Raw genomic sequence first — 15,296 nt, 5'->3', positions numbered from 1 at the left:
CTACTCATTAACACTAATTTCTTAATAAAATTTCATTATCTCACGCGAAGTCAGAGATAGCGATTTAGTTTTTCCGCTTGCGCCCAAAACGTGCCGTCCCTAAAAAATCGGCCAAGCTTGTTTGTGATTCCGTCAACCAGCAGGACTACTAGAGTTGGCAAGAGCCTACTCGATTTTTTTATGTGTAAGACTGCCTCAAGTCGATATTCAGAAAATCCTCAAGCTGCATGTTCATTTCTACATAGCGAGAATTCTTTGTATAGCAGTCGCCACGTAGATTAGGACACGAATTAATGAGAAAACAGGTTCAGCAAGAGACTTTCAAGTCTGTTAAGCGTTAAGCGTTCCCTGCTATATCAAATTGAGATAACATTTACCACTCAACACTTTTGGCTGAGTTGACATGACTTGACTTACGTAACATCGAATCATCAAGTCCGATGAATGAAATCTTGATAGTACCTAAATTTATTTTAGCATCTACCAAAAGTCATAAAAATACAGTTCAAGAAATTATTATATTTTCTTATTTTTTGATAAGTATTCTCTATTAAACAAGTATTGCTAAAGACAATACTTTTCTTCTAGAGTAAAAGGTGCTAATTAAAAATAACTTGCAACTCATCTCAGCCAAGATTTGCATGACTGACCAAGTCATTGCAATGCATATTTGTATAAGACAGTTATTGAGGTTTATCCAAAAAGAATTATTGCCATGAAAAAAAGGCATGAAGGCAGCATTCTAACTTACATAGAATGAAATTTGCCATTGGGCTTGCCTAATTCAACCATTGTTTATGTGCATCTGATTGCTTGAAACGAAAAATGACTGTAATTTTCAATAGATTTCCAAAAATTTCCCATCAATGTGCGACTGTCGTTGATATTGTGCGTTATCGCAGTTCAACACAACCGCACGCACAAGCGTTCACCTTCCTTGAAGATGGAGAAACTCAGGAATCAACGTTAACTTACCATGAGTTAGATCGACGCAGTCGGGCTATAGCATCTCAACTCCAAACCCTTGGTTTAACCGGGGAACGTGCTATATTGCTGTATCCACCAGGGCTAGATTACTTGAGTGCTTTTTTTGGTTGTCTCTACGCTGGTGTGGTAGCTGTTCCAGCTTATCCACCTCGCAATCAACGCAATACACCCAGAATTCAAGCAATCATAACAGATGCACAAGCAGCAATTATCCTGACGATAACAACGATTCTCCCTACTGTACAGTCTTTACTTGCAAAAGAAACAAACCAGAGTCATTTACGTTGGCTGACTACTGACAACCTGGCACAGGGTATAGAAAATTCTTGGCAACAGCCTGAAATCAATGCAGATACCCTCGCTTTCTTGCAATACACATCTGGTTCTACAGGCACACCCAAAGGTGTCATGCTGAGTCATGGCAATCTGCTGCACAATGCCGCCGTGACTTACCAACTCATGGAACATTCTCCCAGCAGTGTATTTGTCTCCTGGCTACCTGTTTACCATGATATGGGGTTGATTGGTGGGATTTTGCAACCTTTATATGGTGGGTTTGGTTGCATCCTAATGTCTCCAGCATCTTTTTTGCAACGTCCATATCGATGGCTACAGACCATTTCCCACTACAAAGGCACTACGAGTGGTGGTCCTAACTTTGCTTATGAGCAGTGTATTCAAAGGATTACCCAACAACAAAAAGAAACTCTCGACTTAAGTAGTTGGAGTGTTGCATTTAACGGTGCTGAACCAATCCGGCAGGAGACTTTAGACCAATTTGCCGCAACCTTTGCAGAGTGTGGTTTTCGTGGGTCAGCATTCTACCCTTGTTATGGTATGGCAGAAGCAACACTGATGGTTTCTGGTGGGATCAAGAAAGCTTTGCCTCCTTGCAAAACAGTTGCGAAATCTTCATTAGAGAAAAACCTAGTCGTTGAAGCAAATACCAATAGTGAAGATACCCAGACGTTTGTCAGTTGCGGTCAAAGTATTCCTCAACAGGAGATTGTCATTGTCAATCCCGAAACATTAACTCGTTGTTCATCAGATCAAGTAGGAGAAATCTGGGCATCTGGTCCTAGCGTCGGTCAGGGTTATTGGAATCGTCAAGAAGAAACAGAGCAGATATTTCACGCCTACCTAAAAGACACAGGATCTGAACCATTTCTACGCACTGGTGACTTGGGCTTTTTGCACAATGGAGAACTCTTCATTACAGGTCGAGCCAAAGATTTAATCATTATCCGTGGTCGCAACCTCTACCCACAAGACATAGAGTTAACAGCAGAACGCAGCCATTCGTCATTACGTTCAAGTAGTGGTGCAGCTTTCTCGGTAGAGGTAGAGAATGAAGAACGACTAGTCGTAGTTCAAGAGTTAGAGTTTCGTGCCAAACCTAATCTTGAGGAAGTCACAGCAGCAATTCGTCAGGCGGTTGTTGAAGAGCATGAAATACAAGTTTATGGAATATTACTAATAAAACCAGGTACTATCTCCAAAACCTCCAGTGGCAAAATTCAACGGCGTGCAACTCGCGCACAGTTTCTCGCAGGCGAATTGGAGATCATAAACAGCAGTATCCTGGATGATACAGATGAGTTGGGGAGCCAAACAAGTCTCAGCCGTGAGGCAATTCTTGCAACTCCACCAGAAAAACGTCCGCCACTGCTCATACCTTATCTTCAAACACAGATTGCTCGCGTACTAAAAGTTGCAGCATCCCAACTAAACTCAGAGGTACCGCTAAGTACTTTCGGACTCGACTCATTAATGGTCTTTGAACTCAAAAATCAGATTCAAGTAGACCTTGGAGTCACAATATCTATCGAGGATTTCTTCAAAGATGCCAGTGTTGTCCTGCTAGCAACACAAATACTGACTCAACTAACAACAAAAACAGCGTTAGAACCCACACTGGAGCCTATTTCCCGAAATCAAGAACTACCTGTGTGCCTTGCTCAAGAACGCTTGTGGTTCCTTGACCAATTAGAACCTGGAAATCCCTTCTATAATGTTCCTATTGCTGTGCATTTAACTGGGGAGCTTAACCTGACAACCCTAGAACAAAGTCTTAACGAAGTCGTGCGGCGTCATGAGGCATTGCGAACAAGCTTTTCGGCAATACAAGGACGACCGATCCAAAAGATTGCCCCCACCTTAAAAATAACCTTGCCAGTCACAGATTTACCAGGAGTAAGTGTAGACTCAGCTTTGTCCATCGCTACTGAGTTTGCTCAACAGCCTTTCGACTTGTCCCAAGCACCATTACTGCGAGCTAAACTCCTACGTTTGACACAACAGGAGCATATGCTGCTGTTAGTCATGCACCACATTATTTCGGATGGTTGGTCTATTGGTATTCTTATTCAAGAACTGGCAGAGATTTACAAATCTTTTTCTAAAGGCTTACCCTCCCCACTACCTGAACTTACGATTCAATATGCAGATTTTGCTTATTGGCAGAAACAATGGTTGCAAGGAGAAGTACTCAACAATCAGGTTACTTACTGGAAGCAGCAATTAAGGGGTAGTTTACCTATACTGCAACTTCCCACCGACCGACCGCGACCAGCTATACAAACCTTTACTGGCGAAAAACAATTTTTTGCATTTCCTAAGGCTTTAAGCGAGGCAGTCAACAACTTGAATCGACAAGAAAGTGTCACTCAGTTTATGACACTTCTGACAGTGTTCAAGATTTTGTTATACTGCTATTCAAACCAAGAGGAAATAATAGTAGGTTCGCCCGTTGTCGGTCGCACCAGAAGAGAAACAGAAAAACTCATTGGCTTTTTTCTCAACACATTGGTATTGCGTACCAACCTATCAGGCAATCCGACTTTCCGTGAATTGTTAGGGCGGGTGCGCGAAGTTGCTTTGGGAGCTTATGCTCATCAAGATTTGCCCTTTGAGAAGTTGGTGGAGGAATTGCAGCCGGAACGAAATTTAAGCCATAACCCGCTGTTTCAGGTAATGTTTATTCTTCAGAATGCTCCCATACCAACTATAGAACTTCCAGGGTTGACTCTGCGTCCGTTGGAAGCCGACAGCGGCACTTCAAAATTTGATTTGAAGCTAAGTATTTGGGAAAGTCTAGAAGGTTTTAATGGTTCATTGGAGTATAAAACGGACTTGTTCGAGGCCACAACTATTGCTCGAATGATAAGTCATTTAGAAATACTTTTACGCCATGTTGTTGAACAGCCTGACATTAGAATGAATGAGCTAGCCAAAGTACTCGCCAAAGCTGACAGAGAACAACAGATCATAAAAGAACAAGAACTAGAACACACTTCTGTGCAAAAACTCAAGCTGACAAAGCGTAAGGCAATTTATGGAGTCTGAAAAAATCTGAAAATATTTCATGCTTTATTATTATTATTTTCTTTAAATGAGGAGTTTATCAATGAAAATCAACAATTTCCCGCTGAAAATAATAGCATTTCTCGCTCCTTACAATTTAAGTAAAACAGCAGCTATTTATTCTCATGATGAATGGCCAAGACTTCGGTTTGCCCATCGCTATCAAAGTCATTTTGCCCCCTTAAAGTGGAAAAAACTAAAAATTCTTGCAATTGGTGTAGGAGGTTATGAAAATAAAAAATTAGGAGGAGAGGCTTTAAAAACGTGGAAAACCTATTTCCCAAACAGTATGGTTTATGGTCTTGATATAATAGACAAAAGGTATTTAGAAGAAGACCGTATTAAAATCTTTCATGGTGACCAAAATGATGAAAATTTCATTCAAGAAGTTTTAGCTGAAACTGGCGAGCTAGATATTATAATTGAAGATGGTAGTTCTGCAAATGAACATCATATCAACGCGTTCTATACTTTCTTTCCAGCACTTAAAGATGGTGGCATTTATGCAGCAGAAAATATCCACCACTCATATTGGCCAAGTCTTAAAGGTGAAAAGTGGTCAAACTTAGCCAAAGACAGTTTTGAGTTACAAAACTGGATAACTGTTGGTGGTAGCCTCGATCTAAATGATCCAACAACCGTGATGAATATGTTTAAAAGACTGGTTGATGGATTAAACTATCAGGAATTTTTAAATCCAGGATACAGTCCTTCCTACTTTGATGAGAACACTATTTCCATACAATTTTATCATAATTTGGTCATCTTATATAAAGGTAAAAACGATGAAAAAAGTAATTTTATCGAAAACAATACATTGCACCCTTTTGTTTTGGAGACACTGGGTGTCAAGTCATTAGAGGAATTAGATTTAGATTTTTCAAAAGCTAATAAGTCAATAAATGAAGACACCACCATTCAAGCAAAATAGTTACAGCAATAAACTAAGAAGTTTGCCTTCTGGGATTAGTGTGATTTGTCGCAAGATAAAAATCAGAAGATAATTCTGGAAGCTGCAATATTATAAGAGAGCAAGAATGAAGATTCCAGACTATCCAAAAATTAGCCTCAACCAAATAAGGTCAAAAAGACGGCAAGGCGTTAATCTCTCGGATGCAAAATTGATCAAAGCAAGACCTTTGTCGCTTGAGAAATCCTTACCTTTGCTGTTACAACCTATAGTAGAAGGAATTAATTTAGTAACTTGGGCCGCAAGTAATCAGGAGTTAATTGCAAAAAATTTACTGAAGCATGGCGGTATCCTGTTTCGTAACTTCCAAGTCACAGATGTGGTTGAGTTTGAAAAATTTATCCAGACAGTTTCTGGAGATTTGCTGGAATATCGCGATCGCTCTTCACCCCGCAGCCTAATTCAAGGCAATATTTATACTTCAACTGACTATCCAGCCAACCAAACTATCTTTTTACATAGCGAGAATTCCTACGCTGCCACATGGCCCCTAAAAATCTTCTTTTATTGCGTGACACCAGCTATTCAGGGAGGAGAAACACCCATTGCTGATACTCGAAAATTATATAAGCGGATTGATTCCAAGATTCGCGATCGCTTCATCGAAAAAGGAGTAATGTACGTCCGTAACTTTGGCGATGGTTTTGGCTTGACTTGGCAGACAGTGTTTCAAACAACCAATTCAGCAGAAGTAGAAACCTTCTGCCATCACAATGGCATTGAGTTTGAGTGGAAAGAGGGTAATCGCTTGAGAACCCGACAGGTGCGGCAGGCTGTTGCCACACATCCACAAACAGGTGAACAAGTATGGTTTAATCACGCAGCTTTTTTTCATGTGTCAACTTTGGAACCTACCATGCGTGAAACATTGTTAGCTGAATTTCCAGAATCAGACTTGCCACACAATACATATTATGGTGATGGTTCGCCAATTGAAGCAGCCGTATTAGATGAAATTCGTGGTGTATACCAACAAGAAACGGTTATTTTCCCTTGGCAAGCTGGAGATATTTTAATGCTGGATAATATGCTTGCTTCCCACGGACGGATGCCATTTGTGGGACAACGAAAAGTCGTAGTAGGAATGGCAGAACAATTGAGTAGTAAAGATATTTAGTGCCCAGTACGGAGAATGAGAATGATAGAGGAAATGCAGGGTTTTCGACTCTCACCCCAACAAAAACATCTGTGGCATTTACAGGAAAGTGACAACTTCCCTTATTGTTCACAGTGTGCTGTTTTGATAGAAGGGAATCTTGAGATCGACACTTTGAAAATAGCTTTAGAACAAGTTGTCAATCGGCATGAAATTCTCCGTACTAATTTTCATTGCTTGCCTGGTATGACTATACCTTTGCAAGTTATTGGAAATAACGACATAATTTGGAATGAAAACCACAACTTGAGCAGTTGTACACCCCAAGAACAAGAAGAATTTTTATCCGCCTTATTTGATCAGGTTCACAAACAGACGTTCAATTTAGTAGAAGGTTCTCCATTACACCTATCTTTAGTAACTCTGTCACCATCTAAGTATGTTTTGCTCATTAGCTTACCTGCACTTTGTGCAGATGCAGCAACGCTAAAAATTTTAGTGCAAGAAATCAGCCAGTCTTATGCAGCTTGCCTTCAAGGTAAAGAACTAGACGATGAACCATTACAATACGCAGATTTGGCTGAATGGCAAAACGAATTGTTAGAAGGGGCAGATACAGAAGTAGGTAGAGACTATTGGCGGAAACAGGATTTTTCGACGCTGATAAAATTAAACCTACCTTTTGAAAAACAATCTCTAGAGCAACTAGAATTTCAGCCTCACACGCAAAGTTTTACAATTAGCCCTGCTCTGTTAGAACAAATTGACACCCTGACTCAGCAATATAATATTTCAGTGGCTGAGTTTTTCTTAGCTTCCTGGCAGATCTTACTTGCGCGTCTTACCAAACAGCAAAATTTGAGTATCGGTGTGGCTTATGAGGGACGCAAATATCAGGAACTAGAGAAGAGTCTCGGATTATTTACTAAATACTTACCGTTAATTTTAAATATAGAATTTGAATCAAGTTTTATTGATATTTTACACAAAAATCATGCATGTGCAGAGCAGCTTTATAAGTTGCAAGATTACTTTACTTGGGAATCATTAGCACAATCGTATCCCAATACCTTAGGTTTTTTCCCATTTAGTTTTGATTTTGAAGAACTGCCAGGAAATCATCTAGCCGCTGATGTATCTTTTTCGATTGATAGACTGTCTACTTGCATTGAAAGATTCAAAGTAAAGCTTTCCTGTACTCGTCAGAATAATACGCTAAATATAGCATTTCACTATGACTCAAACTTATTTGATGTAGAAGATATCAAACGCTTAGTCGGACAATTTCAGACGTTGTTAGCTAGTGCGAGCGCTTATCCAGATTTACCAATCAGTCAGCTAGAGGTTCTCAGCGACAATGAAAGACAATTACTCGACGAGGTAAACAATACTAAGCGCGATTATCCTCACAATAAGTGCATTCACCAACTGTTTGAGGAACAGGCACGAAAAACCCCCAATAAAGTTGCTGTTATCTTTGAAGACCAACAACTGACTTACCACCAACTCAATCAACGGGCTAACAAAATAGCTCACTACCTGCAAAAGCAGGGGGTTGGATCAGAGGTGTTAGTGGGGCTGTGTGTAGAACGTTCACTTGACATGATAGTTGGACTTTTAGCCATCCTCAAAGCTGGTGGGGCGTATGTGCCACTAGATCCGGCATTACCGAAAGAAGGTTTGGCATTACGATTGCAGGATGCCCGAGTGTCATTAGTCATTAGTCATTCGTCATTGGTAAATAACTTTGAGCAAATAACAGTAATCTACCTGGATAGCGACTCGGAAATTATTGCTCAGGAAAATGAAGTTAATCTCAATACCAAGGTAACAAGTGGAAATCTAGTATATGCACTGTTTACCTCTGGCTCTACAGGCAGACCCAAAGGGGTTGCAATTGAGCACCGACAACTGCTCAATTATCTATATGCCATCATCGATACGTTAAACCTGCCAGCAGGTGCCAACTTTGGACTGGTTTCTACATTCGCTGCAGACTTAGGCAACACGGTTATCTTTCCTTGTCTGTGTACGGGGGGGTGTCTGCATGTGATCTCCTACGAACGTGCTACTGACCCAGCAGCTTTAGCAGAATACTGCCACAGACATCCGATTGACTGTCTCAAAATTGTTCCCTCTCACCTTGCTTCCCTCTTAACATCTTCTTCACCTAAGTCTATCCTGCCTAGAAAACGACTTATCCTGGGTGGTGAGGCTACCAGTTGGGAACTAATCGAGCAGATTCAAAGGTATGCACAAGATTGCCAAATCTTCAATCACTACGGTCCGACAGAAGCCACTGTAGGTGTACTTACTTATCTTGTAGAACTTAATGACGACCTTTCCTGCAATCAAAAATCCAAAACAGTTCCCCTGGGTCGCTCAATTCGTAACACGCAGGTCTATGTCCTAGAAGAGAACCTGCAGCCTGCTCCCATAGGAGTAAGTGGCGAAATATACATTGGTGGGACAACTCTCGCTAGATGCTATCTGAATCAGCCGGAACAGACAGCTGTTAAATTTATTCCCAATCCATTCAGTCAAGAAGAGGGAGCGCGGTTTTACAAAACCGGCGATCGGGCACGCTATTTGCCAGACGGCACGATTGAGTTTTTAGGTCGGATCGACCACCAAGTTAAAATTCGGGGCTTCCGCGTAGAATTAGGAGAAATTGAGGCAGTACTCAGTCTCCACCCAAATGTCCGCGAGGTTGTTGTCTTAGCAAGAGATTCAGAGTCTGGTCAGAACTATCTGGCAGCTTACGTCGTACCATCTCAAGAATCGCCTATCCTTATTAATGAACTGCGTAACTATATGCAGGCGAGGTTGCCTGAGTATATGGTGCCTTCAACCTTTGTCATGCTCAAGGCGCTACCGCTTACTCCCAACGGCAAAGTAGACCGTCAAGCCCTGCCAGAACCCAACCAAGTACGTTCTGAGTTAGAAACAAGTTTTACAAATCCTCGCACGCCAGTTGAGGAGGTCCTTGCTGGAATTTGGGCTAGAGTTCTTGGTACTGAGCACGTAGGTATCCACGATAACTTTTTTGACTTGGGAGGACACTCGTTACTAGCAACGCAAGTTGTTTCCCAAATACGCGAAGCCTTTCAAGTGGAGTTGCGCTTACGTAGTTTGTTTGAAACACCCACACTGGCGGGACTAGCTGAAGTGATTGAAACCGCAGTCAGGGCTGGACAAAAACTCGAACTTCCGCCAATTGAGCACGTTTCGCGGGAGGGCGAGTTGCCTTTGTCCTTTCCCCAGCAACGGTTGTGGTTCCTCGACCAGTTGGAACCAGGTAATCCTTTCTACAACATTTCCAGAGGTGTAATACTGAAAGGTTCGCTCAACGTGACAGCACTGGAGCAGAGCTTGAACGAAATTGTACGACGTCACGAGGTATTGCGAACAAATTTCAGGGATGTAGATGGACGTCCTGTCCAGGAAATTGCTTCGGTGCTGAATATAACGCTGCCGATTATAGATTTAGGGGAATTATCAGAAGAAGAACGAGTTGCTTCGGTTCGGCAGCTGGCTCGCTCACACGCCCAACAGCCCTTTGACTTGACCGAGGGTTCATTGCTACGAACTACCTTGTTGCGGTTGAAGGAAGAGGAACATGTGTTGGTGTTTACTATACACCATATTGTCGCCGACGGCTGGTCGGCAGGCGTGATTGTTCGCGAAGTAGCAGCACTCTACGAATCATTTTGTAGCGGTAAGCCCTCATCACTACCTGAACTGACTATTCAATATGCAGACTTTGCGATTTGGCAGCGACAGTGGTTGCAAACAGAGGTACAGTCATCCCAGATGGCTTATTGGAAACAACAATTAGGCGGTCACTTGCCTGTGCTGCAACTTCCTACCGACCGATCTCGACCAGCCATTCAAACCTTTAGGGGAAGAAAACAGCCGTGGCAAATTTCCAAAACTCTAACTGAGGCACTTAAGTCCCTTTCAAAAGGGGAAGCAGTGACTCTGTTTATGACAATGCTTGCGGCGTTTAAAGTATTGTTGTATCGCTACACAAATCAAGCAGATATTCTAATAGGCTCTCCAATTGCCAACCGGAATCGCAAAGAGATAGAAGATCTAATAGGTTTTTTTGTCAATACCCTTGTACTGCGTACCGACCTTTCGGGAAATCCAAGCTTCAAAGAATTACTGCGACGGATTCGAGAGGTTACCTTGGATGCATATGCTTACCAAGATTTGCCCTTTGAGCAGCTTGTGGAACAGCTACAACCAGAGCGCAATTTAAGCTATACGCCACTGTTTCAGGTAATGTTTGTTTTGCAAAATGCCCCAATGGAGGAATTGACGCTTCCAGACTTGAGCTTGAGTCCAATGGAAGTAGAACCCGAAACAGCCATGTTTGATGTAACCGTGTTTTTGACGGAAACTGAACAAGGACTGATGGGCGTATTCGAGTATAATAGCGACTTATTTGATGCTGCGACTATTGAGCGAATCCAGGGGAATTTTCACACACTACTCGAAGGAATTGTCGCCAATCCCGAACAACATCTTTCTGACTTGCCAATCTTGAGTGCAACACAACAGCAGCAACTGCTGGTAGATTGGAATCAAACATCGGCTGATTACCCCTCTATTTGTATTCATCAGTTATTTGAGGCTCAGGTAGAACAAACACCAGATGCTGTAGCAGTAGTTTTTGAAGACGCGCTACGCGCGGCTTCTCGCAGAGTAGATCAACAACTGACTTATCAGGAATTGAATGTTCGTGCCAATCAGCTAGCACACTATTTGCAAACGTTAGGTGTGGGACCAGAGGTACTGGTGGGAATTTGTGTGGAGCGATCGCTCGATATGCTCATCGGACTATTGGGCATCCTCAAAGCCGGTGGCGCTTATGTGCCGCTTGATCCAGCGTATCCACGCGATCGCTTAGCATTCATGCTAGAAGATGCCAAAGTTTCAGTCCTGCTCACTCAAAAGAAGTTGGTAGCAGCTTTACCGGAACATAAAGCAAAGGTAGTATGCCTTGATACAGACTGGCAGGAGATTGACGAACAAAGCAATTGCCATTCTATCAACCAAGCAACTACTAAAGATTTAGCGTATGTGATTTACACCTCTGGCTCAACGGGTAAGCCTAAAGGAGTGCAAATTAGTCACGGTGCTTTAGTTAACTTCTTAAGTGCCATGCGTCAGAATTTGAAGTTGACTAAAGAAGATATTTTATTATCAGTCACTACATTGTCGTTTGATATCGCAGCACTGGAATTGTATTTACCGTTGATTGTAGGTGCTCGTTTGGTATTAGTGAGTCGTGAAATCGCTGTTGACGGAACCCAACTGCTAGAAGGGTTGACTTTGTTAAATACCACAATTATGCAAGCCACACCAGCAACCTGGCGACTATTGCTATCTGCTGGGTGGCAGGACAATCGGCAATTGAAAATCCTTTGCGGTGGTGAAGCTCTCGATAGCTCCCTTGCTAATCAGTTGCTCGAACGTGGTACGCAAGTATGGAATTTATACGGTCCGACCGAAACTACGATTTGGTCATCTGTCCGAATCATAGAAAGCAATCCAGACCAAAAAGAAAGAGGTGAAGTTATATCAATTGGGCGACCAATTGCCAACACGCAATTTTATATCCTTGACTCAAACCAACAACTGGTTCCTGTAGGAGTTCCTGGGGAATTGCACATTGGCGGTGTCGGACTTGCTCGTGGTTATCTTAACCAACCAGAACTCACAGCACAGAAGTTTATCCCCAACCCCTTTGAAAATTCAAAATGCAATCGTCTGTACAAGACAGGAGACTTAGCCCGATATTTGCCGAATGGAGAGATCGAATACTTAGGTCGTATCGACAATCAAGTGAAGCTACGCGGTTTCCGGATTGAACTTGGAGAGATTGAAGCACTCCTTAGCCAACACCCAATGGTGCGCGAAAGTATAGTTGTGGCTTTTGAGGATGAACTTGCTTCTAAACGTTTGGTAGCCTACGTAGTTTTGCACCTAGAGCAGACTGTAACAGTTACTGAGCTACGTCACTTTTTGGAGTCAAAGCTCCCAAGTTATATGGTGCCATCAGCCTTTGTGATACTAGAGGCGCTGCCACTGACGCCCAACGGCAAAGTAGATCGCCGTGCCTTAAGAGCACTTGACACCACCAAATTCTATCTTAAAGAAGCTTTTGTCGCACCTCGCAATCCAGTTGAGGAAGTGGTAGCTGGAATTTGGATTCAAGTTCTTGGTATTGAACAGCTAGGTATTGACGACAATTTCTTTGAGTTAGGCGGACATTCTCTATTGGCTACCCAAGTCATCTCGCGGATCTGGAAAACTTTTGAAGTACAGCTATCGCTACGTCGCTTGTTTGAGTCACCAACAGTGGCTGGACTCGCAAAAGCTATACAACAAACAATAGAGGTGAAAGTAGGACAGCAGACTCCTCCTCTATTGCGTGTCTCGCGAGACGAAAATATACCACTGTCCTTTGCCCAGGAGAGGTTGTGGTTGCTGGAGCAACTGCAACCAGGTAGTGCTACATACAACATACCAGTTGCCGTACAATTTGTTGGTCTGTTGAATGTAAATGCACTAGAGGAGAGTTTATGTGAAATTGTGCAGCGTCATGAAGTCTTGCGAACTACTTTCTCTGTGCTAGATGGACAACCATTTCAGGCGATAACCTCAACCATAACCCTGAAACTCCCAATAGTGGACTTACGGGAGTTGCCAAAAGCTGAACAGAAACCTCTTGTTCAACGACTGATTGACGAAGAATCCCAACGCACCTTTGACTTAGTTCAAGGTCCCTTACTGCGATGTACTATAGTGCGTGTTAGCGATCAGGAGCATATAGTATTGTTCACTATCCACCATATTGTCTCAGATGGCTGGACAATGGGTGTGTTCATTCGTGAATTAGCAGCACTTTATCAAGCCTTCTGTGCTGGAAAACCTTCTCCACTTCCAGAATTACCCATACAGTACGCAGATTTTGCCGTCTGGCAACGACAGCAGTTACAAGGAGAAACACTGGAAGCTCAACTCGCTTACTGGAAACAGCAATTAGGAAACAACCAGACTGTACTGCAATTACCCACAACTCGTCCGCGAACAGAAGTTAAAACCAACAAAGGCGCTACTCAATCTTTCCTCATTCCCTCTAACAGGTCTCAAGAACTCCAAGCACTCTCGCGCCAAGAGGGTGTCACCTTATTTATGACCCTGCTAGCAGGTTTTCAGATATTGCTACAACGCTACACCAGTCAAGATGATATCGTTGTTGGCACTGATGTTGCTAATCGTAATCGAGCAGAAATTGAGTTATTAATTGGCTTTTTTGTCAATCTGCTTGTCTTACGGACCGATCTGAGCGGAAACCCCACCTTTGGGGAGTTGCTTAAACGAGTACGCTCTATAACATTAGGAGCTTATGCTCATCAGGATTTACCCTTTGAAAAATTAGTAGAGGCTTTGCAACCTGAGCGGAATTTAAGCAACACGCCACCACTATTTCAGGTGTTGTTTGTCCTCCAGAACGCCCCAATACCACCTTTAGAATTGCCAGGACTGACATTAAGCCAGTTGGAAGTTGAAAACAAAGTGGCAAGGTTTGATTTAGCGTTATTTTTGACGGAAACAGAGCAAGGAATCTTAGGCAAGTGGCAGTATAATGCTGACCTTTTCGATACGCTCACTATAACTCGTATGGCAGGTCACTTCCAGACACTGCTTAATAGCATTATTTCCCAACCTGATGCACGGCTAAGCAATTTAGAAATGCTTACTGAAGAAGAAAGAAAACAACAAGTTATGCAAAAAAAGGAGCGCAAAGCCTTCAAGCGCGAAAAGTTTATCAGCATTGCCCCTAAGGCTGTCAGCCTATCACAAGAAAAATGGGTCGTAACTGATTATCTCCAACCAGGACAAACATTTCCTCTAGTCATTCAGCCTGCTGCTCGCGATATTGATTTAGTGGCTTGGGCTAAAACTAACCAGGAATTTATAGAGACAGAATTGTTGAAACATGGAGCGATTCTATTTCGAGGTTTTAATGTAGATTCTGTTTCAGAATTTGAAAGTGTTGCCCAGGCAATTTGTCCAGACTTATTCGGTGAGTATGGCGACTTACCTCGTGCTGGAGAAAGCGGTAAAGTTTATGGTTCTACTCCTTACCCACCTGATAAAGCTATCCTCTTCCATAATGAAAGCTCGCACTTACATCAATGGCCCCTAAAGATTTGGTTTTTCTGCGTGCAACCAGCACAAAAAGGTGGAGATACGCCAATTGTAGACTGTCGAAAAGCTTATCAACTCCTCACTCCAAAACTACGAGAACGATTAGCCCAAAAACAATTCATGTACGTTCGTAATTATACGAATGGTCTAGATGTAAGCTGGCAAGATTTCTTTCGCACTAATGACAAGTTTGAAGTAGAAAATTATTGCCGTAAAACTAATATTGATTTTGAATGGTATGATAATAATGGTTTAATTACTCGTCAAGTTCGTCCAGCCTTAGCAGTACATCCAAAAACTGGTGATCCTGTATTTTTCAATCAAATACAGTTGCACCACATAGCATATTTGGACGCAGAAGTTCGAGAATCTCTGTTGTCTACCTTTGGAGATAAAAAGCTACCGCGTAATGTTTATTATGGAGATGGTACTCCAATAGAAGACGAAGTTATTACAGAAATTAATCAAGTTTATCAGCAGTCACAGATTAGTTTTCCTTGGCAACAGGGAGATATTTTGATGCTAGATAACATGTTGACTGCCCACGGACGGAATTCTTATTCCGGTTACCGCAAAATTGTGGTAGCAATGGGTGAAATGATTAAGGAAGCGCAATCAGTGAGTTCAGAAAAAGAGAAAATGTCAAAATAGGAG

Annotated in this window: 4 protein-coding genes; all 4 read left to right on the top strand. The window is 42.3% G+C overall.

What is annotated here, in order from left to right; translation table 11 throughout:
• Positions 1–825: 825 nt before the first annotated feature.
• On the top strand, positions 826–4,332 hold the full coding sequence (locus tag AC5590_RS07720; RefSeq protein WP_211178300.1) for a condensation domain-containing protein: 3,507 nt from the start codon (positions 826–828) through the stop codon (positions 4,330–4,332).
• 61 nt (positions 4,333–4,393) lie between these two features.
• Positions 4,394–5,281, top strand: a complete 888-nt coding sequence (locus AC5590_RS07715; RefSeq protein ID WP_211178299.1) for a hypothetical protein — start codon at positions 4,394–4,396, stop codon at positions 5,279–5,281.
• Between the two features lie 106 nt (positions 5,282–5,387).
• Entirely contained in the window at positions 5,388–6,437 is a 1,050-nt protein-coding gene (locus AC5590_RS07710; protein ID WP_169263549.1) for a TauD/TfdA family dioxygenase, read from the top strand.
• 21 nt (positions 6,438–6,458) lie between these two features.
• Entirely contained in the window at positions 6,459–15,293 is an 8,835-nt protein-coding gene (locus AC5590_RS07705; protein WP_169263548.1) for a non-ribosomal peptide synthetase, read from the top strand.
• Positions 15,294–15,296 lie beyond the last annotated feature (3 nt).

The organism is Brasilonema octagenarum UFV-OR1 (assembly GCF_963888615.1).
Taxonomy (GTDB): domain Bacteria; phylum Cyanobacteriota; class Cyanobacteriia; order Cyanobacteriales; family Nostocaceae; genus Brasilonema; species Brasilonema sennae.
Note: the sequence above shows the minus strand (reverse complement) of the source record. Positions and strands in the feature narration are given on the sequence as shown.

Bases quoted from the DNA above. Each gene is read 5' to 3' on its own strand.
- AC5590_RS07720 (WP_211178300.1), top strand. From the start codon at position 826: ATGACTGTAATTTTCAATAGATTTCCAAAAATTTCCCATCAATGTGCG.
- AC5590_RS07715 (WP_211178299.1), top strand. From the start codon at position 4,394: ATGAAAATCAACAATTTCCCGCTGAAAATAATAGCATTTCTCGCTCCT.
- AC5590_RS07710 (WP_169263549.1), top strand. From the start codon at position 5,388: ATGAAGATTCCAGACTATCCAAAAATTAGCCTCAACCAAATAAGGTCA.
- AC5590_RS07705 (WP_169263548.1), top strand. From the start codon at position 6,459: ATGATAGAGGAAATGCAGGGTTTTCGACTCTCACCCCAACAAAAACAT.